The sequence below is a fragment of the Rhizobacter sp. genome (assembly GCF_032229685.1).
In the GTDB taxonomy this organism is placed as follows: domain Bacteria; phylum Pseudomonadota; class Gammaproteobacteria; order Burkholderiales; family Burkholderiaceae_C; genus LMDS01.
Map to the genome: position 1 here is coordinate 89,701 of NZ_JAVTWP010000003.1, position 26,484 is coordinate 116,184.

27 protein-coding genes are annotated in these 26,484 nt (G+C 66.9%); 11 read left to right on the forward strand and 16 right to left on the reverse strand.

From position 1 onward, the window contains the following. Nucleotides 1–16: 16 nt before the first annotated feature. From AC30PD_RS01350 to AC30PD_RS01390, 9 genes are all read right to left on the reverse strand, one after another. Nucleotides 17–793, reverse strand: a complete 777-nt coding sequence (locus AC30PD_RS01350; protein ID WP_489533836.1) for a ferredoxin--NADP reductase — start codon at nt 791–793, stop codon at nt 17–19. Then, nucleotides 793–1,551, reverse strand: a complete 759-nt coding sequence (locus tag AC30PD_RS01355) for an enoyl-CoA hydratase/isomerase family protein (protein ID WP_489533837.1) — start codon at nt 1,549–1,551, stop codon at nt 793–795. The genes AC30PD_RS01350 and AC30PD_RS01355 overlap by 1 nt, the downstream gene beginning before the upstream one ends. 8 nt (nt 1,552–1,559) lie before the next feature. Continuing rightward, nucleotides 1,560–2,453 carry an NAD(P)-dependent oxidoreductase gene (locus tag AC30PD_RS01360; protein ID WP_489533838.1) on the reverse strand — a complete coding sequence of 298 codons (894 nt, stop codon included), beginning with the start codon at nt 2,451–2,453 and terminating at the stop codon, nt 1,560–1,562. Between the two features lie 7 nt (nt 2,454–2,460). Beyond that, nucleotides 2,461–3,936: an oxidoreductase gene (locus tag AC30PD_RS01365; RefSeq protein ID WP_489533839.1), complete on the reverse strand. Its 1,476-nt coding sequence runs from the start codon at nt 3,934–3,936 to the stop codon at nt 2,461–2,463. 22 nt (nt 3,937–3,958) lie between these two features. After that, complete coding sequence (locus tag AC30PD_RS01370; RefSeq protein WP_489533840.1) at nt 3,959–4,630, reverse strand: TetR family transcriptional regulator; 672 nt, start codon at nt 4,628–4,630, stop codon at nt 3,959–3,961. Beyond that, complete coding sequence (locus AC30PD_RS01375; RefSeq protein ID WP_489533841.1) at nt 4,627–6,234, reverse strand: acyl CoA:acetate/3-ketoacid CoA transferase; 1,608 nt, start codon at nt 6,232–6,234, stop codon at nt 4,627–4,629. The genes AC30PD_RS01370 and AC30PD_RS01375 overlap by 4 nt, the downstream gene beginning before the upstream one ends. A gap of 22 nt (nt 6,235–6,256) precedes the next feature. Beyond that, nucleotides 6,257–7,030, reverse strand: a complete 774-nt coding sequence (locus tag AC30PD_RS01380) for a 2-keto-4-pentenoate hydratase (protein WP_489533842.1) — start codon at nt 7,028–7,030, stop codon at nt 6,257–6,259. Continuing rightward, nucleotides 7,027–7,830: a shikimate dehydrogenase family protein gene (locus tag AC30PD_RS01385; RefSeq protein ID WP_489533843.1), complete on the reverse strand. Its 804-nt coding sequence runs from the start codon at nt 7,828–7,830 to the stop codon at nt 7,027–7,029. Before AC30PD_RS01385 ends, AC30PD_RS01380 begins: the two co-directional genes overlap by 4 nt. Before the next feature lie 142 nt (nt 7,831–7,972). After that, complete coding sequence (locus tag AC30PD_RS01390) at nt 7,973–8,971, reverse strand: ABC transporter substrate-binding protein (RefSeq protein WP_489533844.1); 999 nt, start codon at nt 8,969–8,971, stop codon at nt 7,973–7,975. Nucleotides 8,972–9,171: 200 nt separating this feature from the next. On the opposite strand from AC30PD_RS01390, the gene AC30PD_RS01395 reads away from it, so the two are divergent. Beyond that, the gene (locus tag AC30PD_RS01395; RefSeq protein ID WP_489533845.1) at nt 9,172–9,336 is read left to right on the forward strand and encodes a thiamine pyrophosphate-binding protein; all 165 of its coding nucleotides are present in this window, start codon (nt 9,172–9,174) and stop codon (nt 9,334–9,336) included. A 146-nt stretch (nt 9,337–9,482) separates the two neighbouring features. Here the strand turns inward: AC30PD_RS01395 and AC30PD_RS01400 are convergent, their stop codons facing one another. Further along, entirely contained in the window at nt 9,483–10,298 is an 816-nt protein-coding gene (locus AC30PD_RS01400) for an AraC family transcriptional regulator (protein ID WP_489533846.1), read from the reverse strand. A gap of 114 nt (nt 10,299–10,412) precedes the next feature. Here AC30PD_RS01400 and AC30PD_RS01405 point away from each other — a divergent pair, with 114 nt between their 5' ends. Continuing rightward, entirely contained in the window at nt 10,413–11,606 is a 1,194-nt protein-coding gene (locus AC30PD_RS01405; RefSeq protein ID WP_489533847.1) for an MFS transporter, read from the forward strand. Between the two features lie 114 nt (nt 11,607–11,720). Here AC30PD_RS01405 and AC30PD_RS01410 read toward each other — a convergent pair whose 3' ends face one another. Next, complete coding sequence (locus AC30PD_RS01410; RefSeq protein ID WP_489534110.1) at nt 11,721–12,473, reverse strand: SDR family oxidoreductase; 753 nt, start codon at nt 12,471–12,473, stop codon at nt 11,721–11,723. A 136-nt stretch (nt 12,474–12,609) separates the two neighbouring features. Between AC30PD_RS01410 and AC30PD_RS01415 the strand changes: the two genes are divergently transcribed. The 4 genes from AC30PD_RS01415 to AC30PD_RS01430 all read left to right on the forward strand — a co-directional run bounded on the left by AC30PD_RS01415 (nt 12,610) and on the right by AC30PD_RS01430 (nt 16,579). Then, nucleotides 12,610–13,518, forward strand: coding sequence for a LysR family transcriptional regulator (locus tag AC30PD_RS01415; RefSeq protein ID WP_489533848.1), 909 nt, complete (start codon nt 12,610–12,612; stop codon nt 13,516–13,518). Between the two features lie 139 nt (nt 13,519–13,657). Then, the gene (locus AC30PD_RS01420; protein WP_489533849.1) at nt 13,658–13,810 is read left to right on the forward strand and encodes a hypothetical protein; all 153 of its coding nucleotides are present in this window, start codon (nt 13,658–13,660) and stop codon (nt 13,808–13,810) included. A 43-nt stretch (nt 13,811–13,853) separates the two neighbouring features. After that, nucleotides 13,854–15,563, forward strand: coding sequence for a thiamine pyrophosphate-binding protein (locus tag AC30PD_RS01425; protein WP_489533850.1), 1,710 nt, complete (start codon nt 13,854–13,856; stop codon nt 15,561–15,563). Nucleotides 15,564–15,826: 263 nt separating this feature from the next. Further along, nucleotides 15,827–16,579: a response regulator transcription factor gene (locus AC30PD_RS01430; protein ID WP_489533851.1), complete on the forward strand. Its 753-nt coding sequence runs from the start codon at nt 15,827–15,829 to the stop codon at nt 16,577–16,579. Here AC30PD_RS01430 and yedA read toward each other — a convergent pair. Beyond that, nucleotides 16,503–17,417 carry a drug/metabolite exporter YedA gene (gene yedA / locus AC30PD_RS01435; RefSeq protein WP_489533852.1) on the reverse strand — a complete coding sequence of 305 codons (915 nt, stop codon included), beginning with the start codon at nt 17,415–17,417 and terminating at the stop codon, nt 16,503–16,505. The two genes, AC30PD_RS01430 and yedA, sit on opposite strands and share 77 nt — an antisense overlap. 108 nt (nt 17,418–17,525) lie before the next feature. On the opposite strand from yedA, the gene AC30PD_RS01440 reads away from it, so the two are divergent. Both AC30PD_RS01440 and rraA read left to right on the forward strand, forming a co-directional pair. After that, nucleotides 17,526–18,023: an Lrp/AsnC family transcriptional regulator gene (locus tag AC30PD_RS01440; protein ID WP_489533853.1), complete on the forward strand. Its 498-nt coding sequence runs from the start codon at nt 17,526–17,528 to the stop codon at nt 18,021–18,023. After that, nucleotides 18,020–18,517, forward strand: a complete 498-nt coding sequence (gene rraA, locus AC30PD_RS01445; protein WP_489533854.1) for a ribonuclease E activity regulator RraA — start codon at nt 18,020–18,022, stop codon at nt 18,515–18,517. The genes AC30PD_RS01440 and rraA overlap by 4 nt, the downstream gene beginning before the upstream one ends. Before the next feature lie 14 nt (nt 18,518–18,531). On the opposite strand, the gene AC30PD_RS01450 is transcribed toward rraA, so the two are convergent. Next, nucleotides 18,532–19,059, reverse strand: coding sequence for a thioesterase family protein (locus tag AC30PD_RS01450; protein ID WP_489533855.1), 528 nt, complete (start codon nt 19,057–19,059; stop codon nt 18,532–18,534). Nucleotides 19,060–19,115: 56 nt separating this feature from the next. Between AC30PD_RS01450 and AC30PD_RS01455 the strand changes: the two genes are divergently transcribed. Next, entirely contained in the window at nt 19,116–19,622 is a 507-nt protein-coding gene (locus AC30PD_RS01455; protein WP_489533856.1) for a MarR family winged helix-turn-helix transcriptional regulator, read from the forward strand. Here AC30PD_RS01455 and serB read toward each other — a convergent pair. Beyond that, entirely contained in the window at nt 19,612–20,322 is a 711-nt protein-coding gene (gene serB, locus AC30PD_RS01460; RefSeq protein ID WP_489533857.1) for a phosphoserine phosphatase SerB, read from the reverse strand. The genes AC30PD_RS01455 and serB overlap by 11 nt on opposite strands. Before the next feature lie 17 nt (nt 20,323–20,339). Next, entirely contained in the window at nt 20,340–23,786 is a 3,447-nt protein-coding gene (gene mfd, locus AC30PD_RS01465; RefSeq protein ID WP_489533858.1) for a transcription-repair coupling factor, read from the reverse strand. A gap of 75 nt (nt 23,787–23,861) precedes the next feature. Here mfd and ispD point away from each other — a divergent pair, with 75 nt between their 5' ends. Both ispD and ispF read left to right on the forward strand, forming a co-directional pair. Continuing rightward, nucleotides 23,862–24,569, forward strand: coding sequence for a 2-C-methyl-D-erythritol 4-phosphate cytidylyltransferase (ispD, locus tag AC30PD_RS01470; protein ID WP_489533859.1), 708 nt, complete (start codon nt 23,862–23,864; stop codon nt 24,567–24,569). Then, nucleotides 24,566–25,072: a 2-C-methyl-D-erythritol 2,4-cyclodiphosphate synthase gene (ispF, locus tag AC30PD_RS01475; RefSeq protein WP_489533860.1), complete on the forward strand. Its 507-nt coding sequence runs from the start codon at nt 24,566–24,568 to the stop codon at nt 25,070–25,072. Before ispD ends, ispF begins: the two co-directional genes overlap by 4 nt. A 15-nt stretch (nt 25,073–25,087) precedes the next feature. On the opposite strand, the gene AC30PD_RS01480 is transcribed toward ispF, so the two are convergent. After that, nucleotides 25,088–26,416 carry a sensor histidine kinase gene (locus tag AC30PD_RS01480; protein WP_489533861.1) on the reverse strand — a complete coding sequence of 443 codons (1,329 nt, stop codon included), beginning with the start codon at nt 26,414–26,416 and terminating at the stop codon, nt 25,088–25,090. Nucleotides 26,417–26,484: the final 68 nt, after the last annotated feature.

Below are 26,484 nucleotides of genomic sequence, written 5' to 3' on the forward strand. Positions count from 1 at the left end.
TGCTGCTCGGGCGGGGCTACTTCTCGACGAACGCCCGCTCGATCACGTAGTGCCCGGCCTGGCCGATGCCTTTGGAGATCTCGAAACCCTGCGCGTCGAGCACGACGCGCAGGTCTTTCAGCATGGCCGGGCCGCCGCAGATCATGGCGCGGTCGGTCGCCGGGTTCAGCGGCGGCAGGCCGATGTCCTGGCAGAGCTTGCCGTTCTCGATCAGTGTCGTCAGGCGGCCCTGGTTGCGGAACCTCTCGCGCGTGACGGTCGGGTAGTAGATGAGCTTGTCGCGCACCTGCTCGCCCAGGTGGTCGTGGTGCGGCAACTCGGCCTCGATGAAGTCGGCATAGGCGAGCTCGCTGCCGATGCGCACGCCGTGCACCAGGATCACCTTCTCGAAACGTTCGTAGGTGTCGGGGTCGCGGATGATGCTCATGAACGGCGCCAGCCCGGTGCCGGTGGCGAACAGGTAGAGGCGCCTGCCGGGCAGTAGGTCAGAGAGCACCAGCGTGCCGGTCGGCTTGCGGCCGATCAAGACGTCGTCGCCGACCTTCAGGTGCTGCAGCCGCGAGGTCAGCGGCCCGTCCTGCACCTTGATGCTGAGGAACTCGAGCGATTCTTCGTAGTGCGCGCTGGCGATGCTGTAGGCCCGAAGCAGCGGCTTGCCGTCGACCATGAGCCCGACCATCACGAAGTGGCCGCTCTCGAAGCGCAGGCTCGCGCCGCGCGTGCAGGTGAAGGTGAACAGCGAGTCGTTCCAGTGGTGCACGCTGAGCACCCGCTCGGTCTCGTAGGCCGCCATCAGTGCCCCTCGAAGCTCGCGCCGCGCTTCTGGGCGAAGGCCGCCAGGCCTTCGGTGGCGTCGCGCGCCTGCATGCAGACCACGTGCAACTCGTTCTCGTAGCGGATGCCGGCGCTGTAGGGCATCTCGAGTGCGGCCCGCACCGCGGCCTTCACCGCCTGCGTGGCGATGGGGCTGTGCGACGCGATCCGGTGGGCCAGCTCGAGGGCCCGTGCTTCGGCCAGCGCATCGTCGAGCACTTCTTCCACCAGGCCCATCTGCAGCGCTTGCGCTGCGTCGACCGGGTCGCCCGAGAGCAGCAGGTGCATCGTGCGGCCCGCGCCCGCGAGCCGCGGCAGGATCTGCGACGCGCCGCCGCCACCGAGCCAGCCGCGCGTGACCTCGGGTGCACCGAGTTTCGCGCCGCGCCCGGCGATGCGCACGTCGGCCGCGAGCGCAATCTCGAGCCCGCCGCCGAGCACCCAGCCGTGCAGCAGGGCGATCACCGGTTTGCGGATGTCGCGCACCACGGCGGCGTATTCGATGCGGTTGCGAAAGGCCCAGACCCCGCGGTCTTCGGCCAGCGCCTTCAGATCGCTGCCGGCCGAGAACGCACGCTCGCCGCCGCCGCGGATGAGCACCACGCGCACGGCTTCGTCAGCATCCACGTCCTTGCAGATGGCGGCGAGCTGTGCTGCCATCGCTGGCGTGATCGCGTTGTGCTTGTCGGGCCGGTCGAGCACGATCGTGGCAACCTGCCGGTCGATTTGCACGTTCACATTGCCACTCATGCCGAGCCCCCCGTTTGCTGCGAGCGGCGCTCGACTTCACGCACGACGATGGAGACGTCGCGTGCGATTTCGCCGCTTTTTTCCATCGCCTCGAAACGTTCGATCACACTGTTCAGCTGGCCGAGCGCCAGGCCGTAACCGCGCGCCAGTGCAGCGGCCGTGCGCATGTCCTTGAGCTGGTGCGCGGCCGGGCTGCCCGGCTCGAAGTTGCCCGTGACCATGCGCTCGCCGAGCACGCGCAGCACTTTCGAGTCGGCGAAACCGCCCATCCAGGCCTGGCGCACGGCGGCCGGGTCGGCGCCGCCGCGTTCGACCAGCGTCAAGGCCTCGGCGATCGCGACCAGCGTGCCGCCCACGATCACCTGGTTGGCGAGCTTGGCGAGCTGACCGCTGCCGACCGGGCCGAGCCGCGTGGCGTGGCCGAGCGGCGCGAAGAGCGCGGCCGCCTGGGCGAACGCCTCGGGCGCCGCGCCGGCCATGATGGCCAGCGTGCCGTCGCGTGCACCCGGCTCGCCGCCCGAGACCGGCGCGTCGATGTAGTGCACGCCGCGCGCCGCGGTGAACGCGCCTTGCGCCCGGGCCGTCTCGACCGGGATCGAACTCATCACGACCAGCAGCGTGCCACGGCGCATCGCGGCGACCGGCGAGTCCGCGGCGGGGTCGAACAGCAACGCGTCGATGACCGGGCCGCTGGAGAGCATCACGATCACCGCGTCGCTCTGGGCCAGCAGCGCGCGCAGGTCGTTGCCAGAACGCACGCCATGCGCGCCGAGCGCGGCGAGCTTTTCCGGCGAACGGTTCCAGCCGGTCACCTCGAACCCGGCCGCAGCCAGGCGGCGCGCGATGTGCCCGCCCATGATGCCGGTGCCGACGACGGCGATGCGCTTCATGCCGTGCTCATGACAAATTGGCCGCCTTCTTGATCAGCGTGATCATCTTCATTTCGGGCGACTTCTTGTAGTGCGGGTCGAGCGGGTAACAGCCCGAGACCAGGCCGTTGCGCGGCGCGGTCGTGCAGTCGCTGAAAGCGCGGCACAGGCGCTTGCGCTGCACCACGCGGCCGGCCAGCACGTCGGCAGGCAGCTCGGGGTAAGACAGCACGAGGCGACCGAGCCCGACCAGATCGACCCAGCCTTCGCGAACCGCCGCCTGCGCCACGTGGGGCAGGAACTCCTGCAGGTAGGTGTAGCCGCTGCCCATGAACATCAGCTCGGGGAAGGCCTGCTTCAGCTCGTGCGTGACGGCCAGGTGGCGCATCACGCCGATCAACGGGTCTTCGGGCGGCTGGTAGCCGTCTGAAGGCGGGTAGATCGCCGGGCGGGTGAGGTGAGGGTTGTAGTAGGGGCTGCCGAGCGTGATGTTGAACATCTTCACGCCCAGGTCGCGCGCGATCGCGAGCACCGCCTTGGTCTCGCCCAGATCGAGCTGCCGCGGGTCGGCTTCGTTGGTGCCGAAGCCGTAGCGGTAGGGCAGGGAGGCCGAGAAGTCGTCGGGCACGCCGGGGCCGAGCGTGTCGGCGTCGGACTGCGTCGAGTCGGGGCTGAACGACACCATGTCGGCCGCCGACAGGCGAACGCCGATCTTCAGTCCTGGCGCCTCGGCCTGGATGCCTTGAACGAGCTCGCGCAGAAAACGCGTGCGGTTCTCGAGCGAGCCGCCGAAGTCGCCCGGCCGTGTCTTGGCCGACAGGAATTCGTGGCCGAGGTAGCCGTGGCAGTGCTTCAGGTCGACGAAGTCGTAGCCGAGCTTCTGCGCGCGCTTGGCCGCGAGCACGAAGTCGTCGATCAGGGCACGGATCTGGCCGTCGCTGAAAACCGGCACGTCGTTCGCGAGGCGGAATTTGCGGTCGAGCACCGGGTGGCGGTACAGCACCATCGGCTCCATGCGCTTCTTGTCGTTCGGCTTCGCGAAACGGCCCGAGTGCGTGAGCTGCAGGCCGATGACGAGGCCCTTGTCGTCGCCCATCGCCTCTTTGTGGGCCGCGATCAGGCCTTCGCGCAGTTCGCCGATGGCCTTTTCGGTGTGGGCATTGAGCATCAGCTGGTTGGGGTTGGCGCGGCCATCGGGGCGCACGGCCACCGCCTCGCCACCCCAGATGAACTTGGCCCCCGACAGGCCGAAGTGGCGCCAGCGCCGGCGTGTGTTGTCCGAGGGCATGCCGTCTTCTCCGCCGTCCCAGCCTTCCATCGGCTGGATCGCGAAGCGGTTGCCGACGGTCAGCCCGTCGACTTGCAGTGGTGCGGCCAGCGGCGAGGCCGGCCCCGAGGCGACGACGTCGTCGCAGGGCATGGGCAGCCCGAGCGCTTCGAGGTTGGCACGAAAGCCGGCCGGGTTCTCGAGCGACTTGACCTTGGTGTAATCACCGAACTTCACGGGTCTTTTCCTTCTGGCCGCTTCAGGGCCGCAAGTAACCGAGGATCACTTCGGCGGCGTGGGCGCGGCGCCGGCGCAGCGCAGCCGCCGAGTCGAGCACCTGGCCGAACGCGGTCGACAGCGTCGCCCGGTTCGAGAAATAGAAGTAGCTCAACGACGCGATCGAGAGGTAGAGCTCGACCGGGTCGACGCCACGCTTGAAGTCGCCGCTCTTCGTACCGGCCTTGAGCAGGGAACTCAGCGTTTCGATCAACGACACCTGCAGCTCGCGCAGCCGCTTCGACTGGCGCAGGAAGCGCGCGCCGAGCATGTTCTCGCCGTTGAGCAGGCCGACGAGCCAGGGGTGCGTGTCGTAGTAGTCGAACTTGAAATGGATCAGCGTGCGGATCGCGTCGACCGGCGCCAGCGCCGTGAGGTCGAGCGCCGCCTCGCAGACGCGCATGTCGATGTAGGCATGCTCGAGCGCCGCGATGTAGAGCTGCTCCTTGCTCTCGAAGTAGTAATAGATCATGCGCTTGTTGGAGCGCGCGGCGTCGGCGATGACGTCGATGCGCGCACCGGCCAGGCCCTTGCCGGCGAACTCGCCGAGCGCGGCGTCGAGGATGCGCTTGCGCGTCGCCTCGGCATCGCGCACCGCCACCAGTGCCGGCTTGCTCTTGGCCACGCGCGGCCGGGTTTCCGCAGCAACGCTCATGGCTGGCGCGCCGCCAAGCGGCTCAGGCGCGCCGAACGCCGCGCCGGCGGGCGCGCCATCAGGTCCTGCGCGAGGTTCATCGGGCCGGGCCGAAACAAGCGCTCGTCCATGGTCTTGAGGTCGGCCGCGATCAGCGGCCGGAAGCCCATGTGCGCGAGCACGTCGCGTTCGAGGTCGGCGCCGGGCGCGATCTCGGTCAGCATCAGCCCGCCATCGGTGGCGCGGAAGACGGCGCGCTCGGTGATGTAGAGCACCTCCTGCCCGCGCTCGCGCGAGTAGCGACCGCTGAACGACAGCTGCGTCACCTCGTCGACGAACTTCGCGTCGCGGCCTTCCTGCAGCACCTGCAGCCGGCCATCGGGCCAGGCGAGCTTCAGGCCGCCGGCGGTGAAGGTGCCGCTGAAGATCATCTTCTTCGCACCCTGGCTGATGTTGATGAAACCCCCCGGCCCGATGATGCGGCTGCCGAAGCGGCTCACGTTGACGTTGCACTCGCGGTCGACCTCGGCGAACGAGAGAAAGGCCAGGTCGAGACCGCCGCCGTCGTAGAAGTCGAACTGGTAGGGCTGGTCGACCATGGCCCAGTAGTTGCGGCTCGCGCCGACTTCATTGCCGCTGGCCGGCGCGCCGCCGATCAGGCCTTGTTCGTTGGTCAGCACGATGCGGTCGAGCACGCCTTCTTCGGCGGCCACGGTCGAGATGCCGGTCGAGATGCCCGAGCCGAGGTTGCAGACCGCGTCGGGCACCAGTTCCATCGCGGCGCGCCGCGCGATGATCTTGCGCGGGTCGAACGCCATGGGCGCGATCTGCGACATCGGCGTCTTGACTTCACCAGCGTAGACCGGGTTGTACTCGCTGACGTAGGTCTGGCGCTGCTCGGGGTCGACCACGACCAGATCGACCATCATGCCGGGGATCTTTACCTGCTTGGCCGGCAGCGTGCCGCGGCTCGCGAGGCGCTTCACCTGCACGATGACGATGCCACCGTTCGCGCGCGCGGCCTGCGCCATCGAGATCATCTCGCCGAAGATCGCTTCCTGCTCCATCGTCACGTTGCCGTCTTCGTCGGCCGTGGTGCCGCGCAGCAAGGCCACGTCGATCTTGAAGGGCTTGTAGTAAAGCCACTCGCGCCCGCCGACCGTCACGAGCTCGACCAGGCTTTCGGTGGCGCGCGCGCTCTGCCGGCCGCCGCCGTGGCGCGGGTCGACAAAGGTGTGCAGGCCGGCGTGGGTGATCAGGCCCGGCCGGCCGGCGGCCATCTCGCGCATCAGCTGCGAGATCGCACCTTGCGGCAGCGTGTAGGCCTCGATCTCGTCGGCCAGCGCCATCTGCTCGACCTTGGGCGAATCAACCAGCGTGCCGCAGACGATGCGCTTGAGCAAGCCGGCATGCGCGAAGCGCGAGACGCCGCGCTCGCCACGGTCGCCGAGCCCGACCGGGTGCAGCGAGGTGATGTCGCGCGGCAGGCCTTCGCTCAGAAAACGCCGTTCGATCGCCGCGATCAGCGCTTCGGGTACCGCGTGGCCGCCGCCCGAACCGCCGATCACCAGCGTGTCGTTCGACTCGACCAGGCTGGCCGCTTCATCTGCCGTCACGACGCGCATCGGATCATCCTTGTGGTGGTCTTCATTCGAACGAAAGCGTGATGCGGCCGAGCGAGCCGAAGTCGGCGTCGACCGTGCAGGGCCCGGGCACGGCGACAGCGCCAGTGCAGGTGCCGGTGGTCACGATCTGGCCGGCACGCAGCCCGCCGTAACCCGGCGGCTGCGCGTTGGCCAGCATCACGACCGCAGCGAACGGGTCGCCGTCGAGCACCGGCCGGCCGCTGCCGCGTGCCAGCTCGCGCGCTCCACCGCCGGTGCTGGCGTGGAGCGTGATCGTGTGGCTGGCGAAATCGATGCGCTGCCAGTCAGTGCAGGCCGGCCCGACGACGTAAGCGCCGTTGTTGAAGCCGTCGGCCAGCTCCGCGAGAAACGGTGAGCCGGGCGGCAGGCGCGAGTCGGTGACCTCGACACCGATTCGCAAGGCGTGTGTTGCAGCCAGCACTTCGGCGCGCGAGTAGGGCGCGTCGCGCGCAGGCAGGTCGCGTGCAAGTTCGAAGGCGAGCTCGCATTCGAGCCGCGGCGCGATGAACGCAGAGAGCGCCCACGTGCCCGTCGTGGTGTGGAACCAGGGTTCGAGCAGCGGCCCGCCCACCGGGCGCGGCACACCCATCGCCTGCTGCTGCGCGGCGGTGAGCGCCGAGACCTTCCAGCCGCGCACCGCGCCGAACGACGCTGCGGCGGCGTGCTGCAACCGGTAGGCGCCTGCGAGGTCCCTTGCCACGGCCTCTGGCGGCAGCGTGTGCAAGGCCACGGCACTGCGGCGCGCGTCGGCGAGAGCGCGCGCGGCGTCGTTCATGCGACTGGCCCTGCCGACGGGATGCGCATGAAGTCGAAGATCAGGTCCATCTGGTAGTCGAGCATGTGCTTGCCTTGCTGCGCCGGGCAGCCGCGGGCTTCGGCCGCCAGGATGAGCGCGGTCTTCTCGGGCTTCATGATCACTTCGGCCACCAGCGTCGATGGTGTCAGACCAGAGACGTCGAACGATTGTTCGCCCTCTGCCAGGCCGACGCTGGTGGCGTTGGCGGCGATGTCGAAACCGCGCGGGTCTTTCGGGCCGACGCGGGTTTCGCACGCCGGGTAGGCCGCGGCCACCCGCTGTGCCAGGTCTTGTGCACGCGACTCGGTGCGGTTGTGGATCGTGATCGACGCCACGCCGGCACGCGCCAATGCGAAGGCCACCGCATTGCCGGCACCACCGGCACCGCACAGGAACACGCGCTTGCCGGCCACCGGGTGCCCGTGCGCCAGCAAGCCCTGCACGAAACCGCGGCCGTCGAACAGGTCGCCGACGAGCCGGCCGTCGGGGTCGCGGCGCACGGTGTTCACGGCGCCGACCAACGCCGCTTCGCCGACGACTTCGTCGCAGAGCGCGACCATCGCCTGCTTGTGCGGCGCGGTCACGACGAAGCCGCCGAGGTTCTCGAGCGCCTGCAGGCCACGCACCGCGGCCGTGAAACGCTCGGGCGTGGCGTCGAACGGCAGGCTCACGCCGTCGATGCCTTCGCGTGCGAAACGATCGTTGAAGGACATCGGCACGCGCACGTGCCCGACAGGGTGGCCGATGATGCCGTAGAGGCGGGTCTTGCCGGTGATCATGGGCGTGCCGAAGGTGCTGGAACGAGGGGTGCGAACAATGTGACTAACTGGTTAACTACTTGGATGATAAGACTGCATTCCCGAACCTGTCAACGCAACTGCTGCGAGCAGGCGGGCGCCGCGAAGGCGCCCGCGCCTGGGCTTACTGCGGCAGGTAATCGTTGGTGTAGTAGTCCTCGGCCTTGCCGGCGGTGGCCTTGTCGACACCGCCGTACTCGAGCAGCATCTGGAACGAGTCGTTCATGGTCTTGGCGGCCACGCGGTAAGGGCGGCTGGCCGGCATGCCGGGCGCCTGGTAGAGGGCAGTGGCCTGTTTCAGGCCACCGACCAGCGAGTCTTTCACGCCCGACTTCGGGTCGGCCTTGAGCATCGCGTCGATCGCGGCTTCGGGGTTCTTCGACGACTCTTCCATCGAACGTGTGGCCGCACGCATGAAACGTTTGGCCAGTTCCGGGTTCTTCTTGAGAAAGTCTTTCTGGACGATCACGCCCGAGCAGACGAGGTTGACACCGTAGTCTGCGAAACGGATCGAGGTGACGGGCTTGCCGGTGGCGTCGAGCAACTTGACCGGCTGGTCCATCACGTAACCCATGGTCAGGTCGGCCTGGCCGCTGATGAGCGCGTTCATCTTCGTCTTGGCGTCGCCCGAGAGGATCTTGACGTCGCTCTCCTTCAGGCCGGTCTTCTGCATCAGCAGCGGCCACACCTGCGACATCGAGTCACCGGGCGTGAGCAGGATGGTCTTGCCCTTCATGTCGGCCGGCGTCTTGATGTTCTTCTCGGCGAAGCCCATCACCGCCATGGGGCTGGTCTGCAGCAGCACGCCGACGCTGACGACCGGCGCGCCCTTGGCGGCGGCCTTGATCATCGTGGCCACATCGGCGTAGCCGAACTGGGCCGAGCCTGCCGCCACCGCCTGCACGGTCACGCCGGCGCCCCGGCCTTCCTGGATCTCGAGGTCGATGCCTTCCTGTTCGAAGTAGCCGCGTTCCTTGCCGAGGAAGAACGGCGCGTGCTCGCTGTAGAGGTACCAGTTGAGCAGCAGGGTGACCTTCTCCTTGCCTTGCGCCGCGGCCGGCCCGGAGGCAGCGGCAGCGAGTGCGAGCGTGGAAGCGAGGAGGAGCGAGCGGCGTTTCAGCATGGGTTGTCTCCGGTGTGGCGTGAAGGTGGGGTGGTGCGTCTGCGCGCAACTTCTGTTCGACTCGGTCTGGCCGATGCAGTCAAGTGTGACTAACTGGATAATTATCAAAGTCGCTCCGAAGCGGCGTCAAGCGGTGCGGCCTAGTCAAAAACCCTCGCCGACGAGGCACACTCGCGTCTTCGACTCGCCACCGTTTCACCATGACCCAGCCCACTGCCCGCCTCGCCGGCCACGCTCTCGTCGAAGCGCTGATCGAACAAGGCGTGGACACCGCGTTCGGCGTGCCGTGCGATACGGCATATAAATTCTGCAATGCCATCACGGCGTCGTCGGGGTCCGGCCGCAATCAGGCGCACTCGCCGTAGTTCCCTATGGGGTCGGAGCCGCCGCTACGCTCGACAAGCAGTAGGTCTGCTCAGCTGGACGGCTGGGCAAGTCTGCTCGCGGCCAGGAGCGGCCAGTCAGCCTCTTGCCAAACAGCGGGCATTCGGCATCCCTTGGATTGCCCCGCCTATCGTTCAGCGAAGAACATGCTCGGTGTCTGTCCGAAGTGCTTCCGAAACATGGACGTGAAGGCGCTGGGGCTTTCGTACCCCAGCGCCAGCGCCACATTGATGACCTTTTCGCCGGTGGCGAGCAACTCCAGCGCATGTAGAAGTCGAGCCTGCTGTCGCCACTGACCGAAAGTCAACCCAGTCTCCTTCACGAAGAGCCGCTGAATCGTCTTCGCGTCGATCGACAGGCGTCGGGACCAATCGGTCGCCGTCGAAGGGTCGTCCAGTTGCTGCTGGAGGGACTCGGAAATCCGGACCAGCCGCGGGTCGATCGGCATTTGCAGATGCAGCGGCAGAACGGGCAAGCCGCGCAGTTCGTCCAGTATCAGACGCATCAGACGACCATCGCGGCTGCCGGCCGAATGACACTGGCGCACGTCCATTGCCGACCGGATCAGTTCGCGCAGCAGCGGCGAGATCGCGACGGCCTGTGTGCCAATGATCGACTTGGGCGCGGCTCGAGGCGTGACGAGCAGGCTGCGCATGTGCACTTCGCCGACGCAGCGAATCTCATGGACCATTCCCGCTTGCATCCATATCGCCCGAGTGGGGGGCACAACCCACCGCCCTGCGTCTGCATGAACCACCATGACACCCCGCACGGCGTAGATCAGCTGGTGCTTGGAATGGGCGTGTGGCGCGATGTGCCAGCCCGATGGGTAATCGGTGGCGCGCCCGGTGATCGGCGAGCGCAAGGCCTCGATCTCCCGCAGCACATCTGGCAGGGCCTGAGGAACCGATCGCGGTGCATTGTCCTTTTCGCGATAGTTCATGGGTGTTTGGCGCGCGACGGTACAGCCAGTCTTGCACACAATCATCGTCGCGAGCAACCTCGCCACGCAACCACTTCTTCCGACTACAGAATGACCACATCGAGCACGTCCTCCATGCTGCCCACAACGAGTGTCGGGAACTCGATGGCGACCCAGTCGCTGCTCAATATCGCGCACGCCATCGACCACATGTTCCTGCTGATCTTTGCCACTGCCGTGACGACCATCGCCGGCGATTTCGGCATTGCTCGCTGGGAAGACCTGATGCCGTACAGCGTTGCGGCGTTCTTCTTTTTCGGTGTGGGCTCCTTCCCATCGGGCAAGCTGGGTGATCTCTGGGGGCGCCGGAACATGATGCTGGTGTTCTTCTTCGGCATGGGCGCGGCAGCCCTGCTGGTGAGTTGGACCCAATCGCCTTGGCAGATGGCGCTGGCGCTGGCACTGCTGGGTTGCTTCGCGTCGATCTACCACCCTGTTGGCATTCCGATGCTGGTGCAGGGTGCCACACGCCCTGGCTGGACCATCGGGATCAATGGGCTGGTCGGCAACCTGGGTGTGGCAGGCGCGGCGTTCGCCACGGGAGTCCTCGTGAAGTACTTTGGATGGCGGACGGCCTTCGCCGTTCCAGGCGTGGTCTGCTTGCTTCTGGGCGTTGTGTTTGCAATCCTGGCCACGCGGGAACACAGCACACCGGCCAAGAAGAAGGCCAGCGCCGTGCCTCCGCCCGGGGTTTCCATGGCGAAGCTGTTCTTGGTGATGACCATTGCCGCCACCACAGGCAGCTTGTTGTTCAACTTCTCCACGAACAGCAACTTCGCGCTGCTGACCGATCGCTTGCGCGGCATCATGGAAGATCCGGCGAAGATCGGCGTGCTGCTGGCGGTGATCTACGCGGCGGCTTCTGTCACGCAGCTCGTCGTCGGCCATCTGATCGACCGCGTTGCGCTCAAAACGCTGTACGCCGGCATCATTGCCACTCAGGGCTTGCTGCTTGCGCTGTCGATGTTCGTGAGCGGATGGCTCTTCTTTGCAGTGCTGTTTCTCTACATGGCGGCCATCTTTGGGGCGATCCCCTTCACGGATGCGATGATTGTTCGCTTTGTGGACGACAGCATGCGCTCCCGGGTGTCGGGCATGCGTCTGGCCGTGTCGTTCGGCGCGAGCTCCATTGCCGTGTGGTTGATTGGTCCAGTGGTCAAGCAGGCCGGATTCACGGCACTTCTGGCGCTGATGACGGCGACGTCGATCGTCACGCTGCTCGTCCTGAGCCAACTTCCGACGACGTCCGCGCCGCGGCGCAATGCGTGACGCAGCGGCAAACCCGGCGCCAGCTTGGCAAAGTAGAGGGTTGTGCTCCGGGGCCTGCGGCACTGTTGCACGTCGAACTTTTGTGCGACCGAGCCTTGACTCGGCCTCGCGCCTTCAGCGGTTGAGCAGCCGGCCGCCATCCACGACGATTTCCGAGCCGACCGTCCAGCGCGATTCGTCCGATGCCAGGTACAGCACCACCTTGGCGACCTCTTCCGGCGTGCCGAAACGGCCGAGCGGGATGCTGGCGGCGATGTCCTTGTTGACCTGCGCGCGGTAGGCCTCGGGGATGCCGAGTTTGTCGTACAGCGGAGTCTCGATCGGACCCGGACTGACCGCGTTGACGCGGATGCCTCGCGCCAGCAGTTCTGCCGAGAGCGTCTTCGCCATGCTTAGGAACGCAGCCTTGGTGGCGGCGTAAACGGACGAGCGCTCCGAGCCGACGTGCGCACTGACGGACGTATTGAGCACCACGGAGGCCGGCTGGGCGAACACCGGGAGCAGCGCCTGAAGTAGGAAGTACGGTCCCTTGCCATTGATGTCGAACGATCGATCGAACAGCGCTTCCGTCCATTCCTCGACGGGTAGCCAAACCGACACGCCGGCGTTGAGGAACGCGACGTCGAGCTGGCCGTAGTGGTCCTTGACGGCTTGTGCCAACGCCCGCTGCGCAGACACGCTGGCCGAGTCGGCCTGCAGCACGGGAACTTCGCGACCCAGCTGAGCTTGAGCTTTGGCGATCGACTCGGGATTGACACCCGTGACGATGACACGCGCGCCTTCGTTGAGGAACTGCTTGGCGGTCTCCAGTCCGATGCCGCTGGTGCCGCCGGTGATGAGGGTACGTTTGCCTAGTAAGCGGGACATGAGTCTTCTCCTTGAGTCCTGGCCGGCCACCTGCGGCCGGTCTTCAGGAACGGACTGTGCCTTCATGTCAAAATGTTGATAAGATGGATCAAAGCGATATATTTAATGCATTCTGAGCATGAATTGAGGTGACTCCTTGGACCGACTCATGCTGATGACCTGTTTCGTTCGTGCCGTGGAGACGGGGAGCTTCTCGGCCGCGGGCCGGGACTTGGGCCTGGGACAGCCAAACGTCAGTCGCTATGTGGCGGCGCTGGAGGATCGCCTCCAGACTCGGCTGCTGCACAGGTCAACGCGCAAGCTGTCGTTGACCCCGGAGGGCGAGCGCTACTACGCCGACGTCCGGCGTATCCTGGATGCGGTGGACGAATCCGAGTCGTCCTTCAGTGCGGACGTCGAACCATCGGGGTTGTTGCGCGTGGCTTGTCCGACCGTTCTGGCGCATACCTTTTTGCTGCCCGAGGTCCCGGACTTCCTGAATCGCTATCCCCGGCTGACCCTCGACCTGCAAGTCAACGATCGCTACGTCAACCTCGTCGACGAAGGAACCGAACTGGCGGTCCGCATCGGACATCTGCAAGACAGCGCGTTGCGCGCCCGTCGCATCGGAATGTTCGAGCGCGTGTGCGTCGCCAGCAAGGACTACCTCGCGAAGCGAGGTGTTCCGCTGACCCCCAATGACTTGAGCGAACACGACTGCGTCGTCTACACCTTGTTGTCGTCGGGCGCGACTTGGCGCTTTGGTGACGCCGAAATGCCCGTGTCTGGCAGGCTGCGGGTCAACTCGCCCGAGGCAGCACGGTCGGCTGTTACGGCGGGCGTGGGTATCGGGCTGGGGCCGCAATGGCTTTTCGATGACGGTCTCAGGAGCGGACGCCTGCAGTTGCTGCTGACCGACCATGCGGCACCGCTGGTCCCTGTGCATATCGTCTATGTGGCCAACAGGCTGCTTCCGAAGCGGGCAGTGGTGTTCATGGACTTCATTGCCAACGTGTTCGCAAAGGTCCCTGCATTCAATCAGGACCGTTTGGCGGCAAGAGAGTGACCCTGTCAACACGACGTCACCCAACTGGCGCGATGCATTGGAAACTTCCACTCCTTGTCCGACACGCTTCAACGCTTGCCACTCGTACCAGGGTGTGCCTGCTCAGAAAGCGCACCCCGTCGGGCAGCTCTGGAGAACCATGAACGGCGGCTATGGGGCGGAAGCGGCGCTTTCCCGTCTCTTGGCACTGGAGCGCTATTTCGGTGCCGAGGCACTCGGTTGGCTGAACCTGCAACAGACCTACGACCTGCGCGTGGCCGAGATCGCCAACAAGCACTTGATCGACATGTGAGTTGGAGTCAGAGGCAGACCCGGTCTGCCGCTACATTCTGCTCATGACAACGAACCACTCGCGACTGGCTGGCCATTTACTCGTGGAGGCCTTGATTGCCCAGGGGGTAACAACCGTTTTTGGAGTGCCGGGCGAGAGTTACCTCGCGGTGCTCGACGGCTTTCACGAACACCGCGAACGCATCCGCTTCATTGCCTGCCGGCAAGAGGGCGGCGCCGCCTTCATGGCCGAAGCGCAGGGCAAGCTGACCGGGCGGCCGGGCATCTGCTTCGTGACGCGCGGGCCGGGCGCCACGAACGCCAGCATTGGGCTGCACACGGCGTTTCAGGACAGCACGCCGATGATCCTGTTCATCGGCCAGGTGGCTAGCGTGCAGCGCGACCGAGAAGCCTTTCAAGAGCTCGACTACCGACAGGTCTTCGGCCCCGGCACGCTCGGCTTCGCCAAGTGGGTCGGTGAGGTGCACGACGCCGACCGCCTGCCCGAATACGTGGCGCGGGCCTTTCACACCGCGATGCAGGGCCGCCCCGGCCCGGTGGTGCTGGTGCTGCCCGAAGACATGCTGACCACGCCGACCGAAGCGCCGGTCTTGCCACGCGCCGAGCCGGCGCTGGCCTGGCCGGCGCCGGGCGCGCTGCGCGAGGTGCGCTCGATGTTGCTGGCGGCGAAGCAGCCGTTCGTGATCGTCGGCGGCAGCGGCTGGGACGCCCCTGCCTGCGCCGCCATGCAGCGCTTTGCCGAAGGCTGGAATCTGCCCCTGGGCTGTGCTTTCCGCTACCAAGACCTGTTCGACAACCGGCACGCCAACTATGCCGGTGACGTGGGCATCGGCATCAACCCGAAGCTCGCAAAACGGATCGAAGAGGCCGACCTGATCGTCGCCGTCGGCCCGCGCCTGGGCGAGATGACGACCGGGGGCTACACGCTGCTGCAGGCGCCGCGGCCGAAGCAGAAGTTGATCCACGTCCACGCCGGCGCCGAAGAGCTCGGGCGGGTCTACCAGGCCGACCTGATGCTGCAGTCGGCGATGGCCTGCGCGGCCAAGGCGCTGGAGACGCTGGCGCCGCCGCCTTCGGTGCCGTGGAACGAATGGACCGCCGCAGCGCACGCCGACTACGAAGCCAACCACGTGGCGCAGCCCGTCGAGCCGATGGACATGGCGGTGCTCGTGAAGACGATCCAGCGCCTGGCACCGGCCGACAGCGTGTTGACCAACGGTGCCGGCAACTACAGCGGCTGGCTGCACCGCTACTACCGTTACCCGAGCCTGCAGCACGGCGGGCGCAGCCAGCTCGCGCCGACCTCGGGCGCGATGGGCTACGGTGTGCCGGCCGCCATCGCTGCCGCGCTGCTGCAGCCGCAGCGCACGGTGATCAACATCGCCGGTGACGGCGACTTCCTGATGACCGGGCAAGAACTCGCCACCGCCACCGGTTACGGCGCCGGCAGGGGCGCCGGCAAGCTGATCAGCATCGTGGTCGACAACGGCACCTACGGCACGATCCGCATGCACCAGGAGCGCGAGTACCCGGGCCGGGTGAGCGGCAGCGACCTGTTCAACCCCGACTTCGCCGCGCTCGCGCTGGCCTACGGCTGGCAAGCCGCGCGTGTGGAGTCGACCGCGCAGTTCGAACCGGCCTTCGCCGCGGCGCTGGCCGCCGACAAGCCGACGCTGATCCACGTGAAGCTCGACGCCGACGTGAGCACCTCGCGTGCAACGCTCACGGCCATCCGCGAGCGCGCGCGCCGCTGACGAAGGCCTGCGGCTCGTCGCTGGCGCTCGACGTGCAGCGACAACGTTGGCAGCTCAGTTGCATGCACCCCACAGGTGCCGGCGTTTGCGCTGCCTTTGCACGAAGCCCGGTGTATCCCTGTGAAACATCGAGGGGCGGTGCATGACCATTCGCGCCGACAAAGCCGCAAGAGGTGCGTGCCGGCGCGGCTCCGGCTGTCATGGATGGGCCAGGGGTCGGTGCTTCTTTTTGATGCCACCGGCGCCTGGCGGAAAGAACTTCGATGCGCGTGGCCGCTCTGCATGACGACAGCACCCAACATGAACTCAGCCAAAAGGCCGTTTCCGACCTCGGCCACGGGTGCGTGCGGTTCGACAGCAGCGTGGCGCTGCTGCGCGCCCTGCGGCGCGAGAGTTTCGACCTGCTGCTGATCGACTGGGCCATGCCCGACTTCAGTGGCCTGGAAGTGCTGCGCTGGGCGCGGGTGCAACTCAAGCAGCACGTGCCGGTGTTCTTCATCACCGAAGCGCGCAACGAAGCCGACGTGATCGAGGGCCTGGCGGCCGGCGCCGACGACTTCATGGTCAAACCGGTGCGCACCGTCGAGCTCGGTGCGCGCATCAACGCCTTGTTGCGGCGCTCGTACCAGAGAGCACCCGAGGCCGAGCTGGTGTTCGGCCGCTACCGGCTCGACCCGACCACACGGAGCGCGATGGTCGGCGACGTGGCGGTCGCGCTCAAGCAGAAGGAATTCGATCTGGCGCTGTTTCTGTTCCAGAACCTGGGCCGGCTGTTGTCGCGCGAGCATCTGCTGCAGGCGGTGTGGGGCGTGGCCGCCGAAGTGACGTCACGTTCGCTCGACACCCACGCCTCGCGCGTGCGCACCAAGCTCGCCCTCACGCCAGAGAACGGCTTTCGCCTCGCCGCGATCTACGGTGTGGGCTACCGGCTCGAAACGGTCAGCGCGCCCGCTTCCACAACAGCAGAAGAACGCCTGCCAGAACCACCGTCACGGCCGCCCATTCGGCGCCCGTGACCGACTCGCCGGCCACCCCAACGCCGAGCAGCATCGCGATCACCGGGTTGACGAAGGTGTAGCTCGACGCCAGCGCCGCCGAGGCGCGCGCCAGCAGCACCATGTAGGCGTTGAAGGCGATCAAGGAGCCGAACACCACGAGGTAGAGCCAGGCCGCGAAGGCGAGCGGCTGGGGTGGCCACACCGGTGTTTCGCCGGCGAGCGCCGACATGACCATCAGCACCGCGCCGCCGCAGATCATTTCGCTGGCGAAGCCCGTGGCACCCGGCGCCAGCGGCCACACGCGCTGGCTCAGCACGCTGCCGAGCGACCAGGCCGCGCAGGCGATCATGATCGCCGCCAGACCCGCTGGCGAAGCCTGAAAGCCTGCGCCCTGAGTCAGCATCAGCACCCCGACCAGACCGACCAGGATGCCGGCGAACTCGAGCCGGCTCGGCACCACGCCCCAGAGCCGGTTCAGCGCCGCGATCATCAGCGGGCTCACGGCGATGAAGGCCACGACGAGGCCGGAACCGACACTGACCTCGGCATACGCGGTGCCGCCCATGCCGCCACCCAGCATCAGCGTGCCGATGAAGAGCGCGTTGCGCCACTGCCTGCGCTCGGGCCAGGGCGCGCCGCGCCAACGCATCCACGCCATCAGCAGCGCGCCTGCGAAGAGGAAGCGGGTGCCCATCTGGAAGAACGGCGGAAAGCTGACCAGGGCGAACTTGATCGCCAGGTAGGTCGAGCCCCAGACCAGCCAGGTCGCGGCCAGGCAAGCGAGCAGCAGCGGCGACAGGCGGCTCGCGGCCGATGCGCCCAGGGCCGGTGCAGCAGGCGAGGTGATGGTTTTCATGGGCGCACGAAGATTGACATGGCCTCGTATCGTATGAAAGCATCGCGCCGGCATCCATGCGTGCTTCACGCTTTTGCGATCGCCTGGCCGTTGATTCAAAGGAAAACCATGGCAACGACCTTGAGCGCCGAACTCGACCACCACGACACCCGCATCCTCGCCGAACTGCAGGCCGACGCGCGCCTGACGATGGCCGAACTCGGCCGCCGCGTTCACCTGAGCCAGCCGGCCGTTACCGAGCGGGTGCGCAAACTCGAAGCCGCCGGCGTGATCAGCGGCTACCGCGCGACCGTCGACCTGGCCAAGCTCGGCTACGGCATCCGCGCCGTGATCCGCATCGGCCGCTGCGACTACGGCCGCATCACCAAGCTGATCTCGCAGACCCCGGAATGCATCAACGCCTACAACGTGACCGGTGAAGACAGCTGGGTGCTCGAGATCGCGGTGATCGACGTGCGCCACCTCGACGCCGTGGTCAGCAAGTTCTGCCTGCTCACCGAAACCGCCACCTCGATCATCCTGCACCCCGCGCGCGAGCATCAGCCGATGCTGCCGCCGCGCCGCGAAGACGTGAAACCGCCGATCCGAAAAGTGAGCATTGCATGAACACACCTGCCAAAGACTTCGCCACCTGCGACCTGTGCGACGCGCACAAGAACGACACCGACGGCACGTTTCGTGTGCTGCCGCCGGTGTTTCGCGACTACGGAAAAAAGCTCAAGTTCAGCGGGCCGGTGAGCACCGTGAAGTGTTTCGAGGACAACTCGCTCGTGAAAGCGGCGGTTGATTCACCCGGCCTCGGCCGTGTGCTTGTGGTCGACGGCGGCGGCTCGCTGCGGCGCGCGCTGGTCGGTGGCAACCTCGGTGCCGCGGCAGCGAAGAACGGCTGGGCCGGCGTGGTGGTCGACGGTTGCGTGCGTGACGCCGCCGAACTGGCGGCGAGCGATGTCGGCATCCGTGCGCTGGCCCTGATGCCGCTGCCGACCGAGAAGCGCAACGAAGGCCAGCGTGACGTGCCGGTGCAAGTGCAGGGTGTGTGGGTGCGGCCGGGCGACTGGCTCTATGCCGATGCCGACGGCATGGTCGTGATGCCCGGTTGAGCCCCGGCCCGCGCTCACCAGGCGGCGTTGATCACGCCGTGTTCGGCGGCGAGCCAGTCGCGCACCGGCGCAGGCAGCACGGTCGCAGGCACGGCACGGCCCATCGCGGCATACGACTCGGCGTTCGGCACCAGGCCGCTGCGCGCCACGGCCGCGCCTTTCATGTAGCCCGCCGCGCACACACGCTCGCCACGCACGAACTCGAAGCGCATGTAGTTCCAGTGCGCGTCGCTGGCGTCGAGGCGAAAGCGCAGCGTGTAGGTCTGCAGCGGCATCAGGCCGCGCCGGTAGGTGATGAACGAGCCGCCCGCCATCGGCCGCCAGCCCTGGCGCAGCATGGTTGAGGCGAACCCGGTGCGCACGAAGTACTCGACCAGCATCAGGTCGATCACCGTCAGGTAGCGGCCGTTGTTCATGTGGCCGTTGATGTCGAGGTCGTTCGGCAGCACGCGCAGCGTGCGCGTGAGCGTGTCACCGGGTTCGAGGCGGGGCGCGCGCCAGGCGCGGAAGAGGGTCCACAACAAGCGCAGGTAGAGGTTCATGGGGTGCTAAACTCGTTCAAGTTTGAACAGTATAGTTCAACATTGAACCAAATGCCATGAGCACCCGAAACCCCCAGCGAACCCCGTCGTCACCGCATGGCACGCAGAGCTGGCTGGCTGCGGTGCGTGCCTACAACCTGTGCGACGCGGTGATGACGGCGCGGCTGGCCGAGCTGGGCCTGCGTGTCGGCGAACACGAGGTGCTGGCCACGCTCGCCACGGTGCCCGGCATCACGCAGCAGGAACTGGCCGCGCGCTGCTTCGTGGCGAAGAGCGGTGTGAGCATGCTGCTCACGCAGATGGAGGCCAAGGCGCTGGTCGTGCGCGAAGCCGACGCTGCCGACGCGCGCATCCGGCGCCTGTCCCTCACGCCGGCCGGCCAGGCGCTCGCTGCCAAGACGCTGAAGGTTCAGTTCGAGGTGGTCTCGGCGATGGTCGAAGGCGCCACCGAGGCCGAGCTGGCGACAGTGACCACGGTGATGCAGCGCGCCTCGCAACGCCTCGAAGCGCTGCTGGGCGGGGCCGACCCCGCGCCCGCGCCGGGCGCCCGCGTCAGGCGCTGAAGAGTTCGAGCGCGCGGTCCATGCCGCCCGCCATGATCGCGATCATGGCCTGCTCGCGCACGGCGGGCTTGGGGTGGTAGGCGATGCTCAGCCCGGCCACACCCATCATCGGCAGGTCGTTCGCGCCGTCGCCGACGGCGATCGCCTGTTCCGGCGCCACGCCCATCAGTTCGCAGACTTCGAGCAACACGCGCTTCTTCTCGGCGCCGTCGACGATGTCGCCCCAGGGCCGGTCGACGAGGCGGCCGGTGAGCAGCCCGCCTTCGATCCCGAGCACGTTGGCGCGTGCGAAGTCGAGCTTCAGCCGGCTGCGAATGCGATCGCTGAAGAACGTGAAGCCACCCGAGACCAGCAGCGTTTTCAGGCCCGCACGCTGACAGGCCTGCACGAAGGTCTCGACGCCGGGGTTGAGCTGCAGGTGCTGCGAATAGACCGCGTGCAGCGCTGATTCGGGCACGCCCCTGAGCAGCGCCACACGCCGGCGCAGGCTGTCCTTGTAGTCGGCGATCTCGCCGCGCATCGCCGCTTCGGTGATGGCCGCGACTTCGGTCTTGCGGCCGGCGGCGGCGGCGATCTCGTCGACACACTCGATGTTGATCAGCGTCGAGTCCATGTCGAACGCGACGAGCTTGTAGTCGCTCAGCCGCAGCGGCGGGTTCACGCCACGAATGAAGAGGCCGGGGGCGAATTCTTGGTCCATGCGGTCGTTGTCGAGGGCTAGGCAGTCTGCACCGGTTTCGGTGTGCCGAGCGAGCGCAGCACCTCGCGGATGAGTTGCGCGCGGTCTTTCGGCTCGGGCGTGTCGCGTTCGATGCGCAGCTTGTCGTTGCCGGCGAGCTTGATGTGGCGGTTCTTCTGGACCAGCTCGATGATCCTGATCGCGTCGACCGGCGGGTTCGGCTTGAAGCTGATCACCATCAGCTTCGGTGCCGCGTCGATCTTGGTCACGCCGTAGGGCTTGGCGAGCACGCGCAGGCGGTGCACGTCGAAGAGGGTCTGGCCTTGCGGCGGCAGCTTGCCGAAGCGGTCGGTAATCTCTTCGAGCAAGGCGTCGATGTGCTCGGGCTTCTGCGCTGTGGCCAGGCGCTTGTAGAGCGACAAGCGCATGTGCACGTCGCCGCAGTAGGCGTCGGGCAGCAGCGCCGGGGCGTGCAGGTTGATCTCGGTCGTGGCCGAGAGCGGGCTCAGCAAATCCGGTTCCTGCCCGGCCTTCAGCGCACGCACCGCTTCGGCCAGCATCTCGTTGTAGAGCTGGAAGCCGACTTCCATCATGTTGCCGCTCTGGTTGTCGCCCAGCACCTCGCCGGCGCCGCGAATCTCGAGGTCGTGCATCGCCAGGTAGAAGCCCGAGCCGAGTTCTTCCATGCTCTGGATCGCTTCGAGCCGCTGCGCCGCGGCCTTGGTGAGGCCTTCGACATCGGGCACCAGCAGGTAGGCATAGGCCTGGTGGTGCGAGCGGCCGACGCGCCCGCGCAACTGGTGCAACTGCGCCAGGCCGAACTTGTCGGCGCGGCTCATCACGATGGTGTTGGCGCTCGGCACGTCGATGCCGGTCTCGATGATGGTCGAGCACAGCAGCAGGTTGTGGCGCTGGGCCACGAAGTCGCGCATCACCGCTTCGAGCTGGCGCTCGGGCATCTGGCCGTGCGCGACGGCGATGCGCGCCTCGGGGATCAGCTCTTGCAACTTGTCGCGCCGCGCATTGATGGTCTCGACCTCGTTGTGCAGGAAGTAGACCTGACCGCCGCGCTTGAGCTCGCGCAACACCGCCTCGCGGATCGTGCCGCTCGATTCGCTGCGCACGAAGGTCTTGATCGCCAAGCGACGCTGCGGGGCGGTGGCGATGACGCTCAGGTCGCGCAGGCCTTCCAATGCCATTCCCAAGGTTCTCGGTATCGGCGTGGCGGTGAGCGTGAGCACGTCGACCTCGGATCGCATCGCCTTGATCGCTTCTTTATGGCGCACGCCGAAGCGGTGTTCTTCGTCGATCACCAGCAAGCCGAGGCGCTTGAACTTGACCTTGTCGCTGATGAGAGCGTGCGTGCCAACCACGATGTCGACCGTGCCATCGGCCAGGCCTTCGAGCGTGGCCTTCACTTCCTTGCTGGAACGAAAGCGCGAGATCTCTGCCACGCGCACCGGCCACTTGCCGAAGCGGTCGGCGATGTTCTGGTAATGCTGCTCGGCCAGCAGCGTGGTCGGCGCCAGGATCGCGACCTGCTTGCCACCGGTGACGGCCACGAACGCGGCGCGCAGCGCGACCTCGGTCTTGCCGAAGCCGACATCGCCGCAGACCAGCCGGTCCATCGGCTGCGGCGACACCATGTCCTGGATCACGGCGTGGATCGCCGCCTGCTGGTCGGGGGTTTCGTCGAAGCCGAAGCTGGCCGCGAAGGCTTCGTAGTCATGCGGCGAGAAGCGGAACGCAAAACCTTCACGCGCTGCGCGGCGCGCGTACAGGTTGAGCAGCTCGGCCGCGGTGTCGCGCACCTGCTCGGCGGCCTTGCGTTTGGCCTTGTCCCACTGGCCGGAACCCAGGCGGTGCAAAGGCGCTTCTTCGGCGCTCACGCCGGTGTAGCGTGCGATCAGGTGCAACTGCGCCACCGGCACGTAGAGCGTGGCCTTGTCGGCGTATTCGAGGTGCAGGAACTCGCTCGGCCCGTCGCCGAGGTCGATGTTCATCAGGCCCACATAGCGCCCGATGCCGTGGTTCGCGTGCACCACAGGGTCACCGACCTTCAGCTCCGACAAGTCCTTGATCAGCGCGTTGACGTCGCTGACCTGTTCCTGCTTGCGGCGGCGCCGCGCGGTCGGGCTGGTGGCGAAGAGTTCGGTTTCGGTGACGAACTGGATCGTGGTGTTGGCGTCGGGCTCGAACCAGAAGAAGCCTTCGGCGAGCGGTGCCACGGCGATCGCAAAACGCTCTTCACCGGACTGGAATTCTTCGAGCGTGGCCACGCTCGGCGGCTCGATCTTGCTGTCGCGCAGCAGTTCGAGCAGGCTCTCTCGCCGGCCTTCGCTCTCGGCCACGATCAACACGCGGTAGGCCGTGGTGCCGACGTGGAGTTGCAGCTTCTTCAGCGGTTCCGGCGCGCCACGGTCGACGGCGAAGTCGGGCAATGGGCGCGCCCAGTCGGTTTCCTGCTGACCACGGATGGCCAGTTGCGGATGCTGGTTGCACAAGGCGAAGAAGTCTTCCGGCCGAAGAAAGAGTTCTTCCGGCGCGAGGATCGGCCGCTCGCGGTCCGCCTGCAGAAAGCGGTGGCGTTCGCGCGTGTCGACCCAGAAACGCTTCAGCGCTTCGTCGATCTCGCCATGCAGTGCGAGAGTCGCGTTGCCACCAAGGTAGTCGAAGATCGTCGCAGTGGCGTCGAAGAACAGCGGCAGGTAGTACTCGATTCCGGCGGTGGCGATGCCGGCACCGATGTCCTTGTACAGCCGCACCTTGCTCGGGTCGCCTTCCATCTTCTCGCGCCAGCGCGAGCGAAAGGCGGCGCGCGCGTCTTCGTCCATCGGGAATTCGCGGCCGGGCAGCAGGCGCACTTCGGGCACGGGGTAGAGGCTCCGCTGGCTGTCGGGGTCGAAGGTGCGGATCGAATCGACCTCGTCGCCGAACAGGTCGACGCGGTAAGGCACGGGCGAGCCCATCGGGAACAGGTCGATCAGGCCGCCACGCACCGCGTATTCGCCGGGTGAGACGACCTGGCTCACGTGCGTGTAGCCGGCCAGCGTGAGCTGGGCTTTCAGCGCCGCTTCGTTCAGCTTCTCCTTCTGCCTGAAGTTGAAGGTGTAGGCCGCCAGAAAGCTCGGCGGCGCCAGCCGCACGAGCGCGGTGCTGGCCGGCAGCAGCACCACGTCGACTTCACCCTGCTGGATGCGCCACAGCGTGGCCAGGCGCTCGGAGATGAGGTCCTGGTGCGGCGAGAAGGTGTCGTAGGGCAGGGTTTCCCAGTCGGGAAACACCGCCACCCGCAATTCGGGTGCGAAGAACACCAGTTCGTCTTCGAGCCGCTGAGTGTCGGCCGGCTCGGCGGTGACGATCGCCGTCAGGCGGCCCGCGAGCTTCTGCGCACGCGCAAAACGCGCGAGCAGCAACGCATCGGCCGAGCCCGTGGGGCGGGGCAGCGTGAAGCGTTTTCCGGGGGCGATGTCGGGCAGGTGCATAAAGCAAAGCAAATCGCCCCGCGAGGTGTTCCCGACGGGGCGAATCAAGGCCTCGATTATAGAATTCGCGCTCCCATGACGCTTGCCGCCGCTTCGACAACCCCACCCCGACTGTTCGCGCTTGTTCCTTGTGCCGGTGTGGGGGAGCGATCGGGTGCCGCCGGGCCGAAGCAGTACGCATCGCTGGCCGGCCGCAGCCTCGTGGCGCACACGCTGGCCGCTTTGCGAACGGTGGCGCGACTGCACGCCACGCTGGTCGTTCTGAGCCCGAACGACACGTCGTTCGAAACCGCGGCGCCCGGCTTCGACGGTTGGGTGTCTCGCGATGGCGGCGCCACGCGCGCGCAGACCGTCGCCAACGGCCTGCAGGCGCTCGTCGGCCATGGCGCAGCGCCGGGCGACTGGGTGCTGGTGCACGACGCGGCACGCTGCCTGGTGCGTGCCGAGTGGATCGACACACTGATCGACACCTGCCTGCCCGACCCCTGCGGCGGCCTGCTCGCGCTGCCGGTGGCCGATACGCTGAAGGCAGAGCAGGGCGCTGTCGTCAAGGACACCATCGACCGCCGTGGTCTGTGGCAGGCGCAGACGCCGCAGATGTTTCGCATCGGGCCCTTGCGGGCGGCGTTGGCCGCGGCCGGCGCCGGTGTCACCGACGAAGCGAGCGCCATGGAAGCGATGGGCCAGGCGCCCCGACTCGTGGCGGGTTCTCTGGAAAATTTCAAGGTCACCTATCCGGCCGACTTCGATCTGGCGGAACGCCTGCTGAGGACACGCACATGAACACCAAGGGCAGGGCGCCGATCTGGCGCATCGGTGAAGGCTGGGATTGCCACGCGCTCGTGGCCGGCCGCAAGCTCGTGCTCGGCGGGGTCGACATTCCCCACACCCATGGCCTGCTCGGCCATTCAGACGCCGACGCGTTGTGCCACGCCATCACCGACGCGCTGTTCGGCGCCGCGGCCATGGGCGACATCGGGTTTCACTTTCCCGACACCGACCTGCAATACAAGGGCGCCGACTCGATCGCGCTGCTCGCCGAAAGTGGGCGGCGTGTGCGCGGTGCCGGCTGGCTCATCGGCAACATCGACAGCACCGTGATCGCACAGGCACCGAAGATGGCGCCGCACATCCTGGCGATGCGCCAGCGCATTGCCACGGCGCTGCTGGTGTCGATCGATCAGGTCAGCGTGAAGGCGAAGACGGCCGAGAAGATGGGGCCGGTGGGGCGCGGCGAATCGATCGAAGCGCGCGCGGTCTGCATGCTCTTCAAGCAGCCGGCCTGAAGCTGCCGGCGCCCCTCAAGGCGCTTTTTTCAAGCGGATGTGCGCGAGCAAGCCACCGTCGGGCGCGTTGACCACCTCGAAGGTGCCGCCCATGCGCTGCACCGCCTTTTCGACGATCGCCAGGCCCAGGCCTGCACCGGTCGCCGCGGTGCGCGCGGCGTCGCCGCGGAAGAACGGCGTGGTCAGCTGCGCGAGCTTCTTCGGGTCGACACCCGGCCCGAAGTCGCGCACGCTCACGATCACCCACGGCCCGGTGCGCGCATAACTCACCTGCACGCGGGCGATGCCAGTGTCGGTGGTGCGGCCGTAGCGGCGTGCGTTCTCGAACAGGTTCTGCAACACGCGGCCGAGTTCGGTGTCGTCGGCCATCACCTTGGTGTCGATCGCCACGCGCGAGCTGATGCGGATCTGGCTGGTGTCGCGGAAGGCCGCCATCTCGCGGTCGACCACGCCGCTCAGGTGCACCGGCGTCAGCCGCACTTCGCCGGGCCGCGCGTAGTCCATGAACTTGTCGATGATGGCGTCGAGCTGCGCGATGTCGAGGGCCATGTTGCCCTTGGCTTCTTCGTCCTGCACGCTCATCTCGGCCTCGAGGCGCAAGCGGGCCAGCGGCGTGCGCAGGTCGTGCGAGATGCCGGCGAGCATCACGGCGCGGTCCTGTTCCACCTTGGCGAGTTCGCGCGCCATGCGGTTGAAACCCATGTTGACCTGGCGGATCTCGCTCGTCATCGTGTTCTCGTCGAGCACGGAATCGAACTCACCTTCGCGGATGCGGCTGGCGGCGAACGACAGCTCTTTCAGCGGCTGGTTGATCAGCCGCGCGATGCCGGCCGAGCCGAGCACGGTCGCCAGCAGCGCGATGCTGACCCACAGCGTGAGCGTGCTCCAGGCGATGGGGCCGGCGCGGGTCGGGTCGGCCTGCAGCCAGAACGGGTCCTTGTCGATCGAGAAGCCGACCCACAGGCCGGCCGCGCCGTTCACCGAGCTGGCAACGATGGTGTCGGCGCCGAGCTCGCTGCGAAGCTCCTGGCCGATGGTGCGGGTGAATCGGTCGACCTCATACGGCTCCCATTTGTCGTTCGGCTCGCGCGGGGCGATCTTCAGCGATTCCTGGGTCGAGATGCTCTTCATCAGCGCCACGCGGTTGATGCCGTCGCTCGACAACAGCGCGGCGCGCGTGAGCTTGGTGATGCGGGCGATCTGCTGCGCAGACTGCACCGCGCGCGGTTCGAATTCGAGCGCGCGAAAAGTCTGCACCCACGCGAACACGCCGCTGGCGAGCAGCAGTGCAAGCAGGAAGAAGGTGCGCCAGAAGAGGCTGAGCGCGACTTGTTGTTGGGGCATGGAGACAGCGCTGGGGGAGTCGCGAGCGGTTCGCTGCCGAACCGCCCAGCCGGGGCATCACACGGCCC